We start from the raw sequence: 418 nt of genomic DNA on the forward strand, positions 1-418 counted from the left end.
ATGCGGACCAGACCGTTGATGAGGAGGAAGATGATCACCGCGCCGATCATCGCCCGCCAGACGGTGCCCTTGCCGCCGGCCAGCGAGACGCCTCCGAGAACCACGGCAGTAAGCGCCTGAAACTCCCAACCGACACCCGTTGTCGAGTCGGTCGACGCCTGACGCGCGGCATAGAAAATGCCGCTCGCCGCGCACAGCGTGCCGGACAGCACGTAGGTCATGAACAGCATCAGCCGAACGCGAATGCCGGCGTGTCGCGCGGCCTTGCGGCTGGCGCCGATCGCGGTCAGATGCCAGCCATAGCGCGACCGCGACAGGAACACATGGCAAATCAGCAAGACCACGAACAGCGTGGCCGCGTTGATCGGGATCCCCAGCACGGTGCCGCCGCCGATGAAATCCCAGGAGTCGCTTTCGA

At 65.1% G+C, this 418-nt stretch carries 1 protein-coding gene; it reads right to left on the reverse strand.

Annotated features, from left to right (window positions below; genetic code table 11):
- Window positions 1–418, reverse strand: a 418-nt coding sequence (locus tag DY467_RS25765; protein ID WP_164639874.1) for an ABC transporter permease, incomplete at both ends; no start/stop codon positions are given.

It is taken from the genome of Rhodopseudomonas sp. BR0G17 (assembly GCF_010907025.1).
In the GTDB taxonomy this organism is placed as follows: Bacteria; Pseudomonadota; Alphaproteobacteria; order Rhizobiales; family Xanthobacteraceae; genus Rhodopseudomonas; species Rhodopseudomonas palustris_H.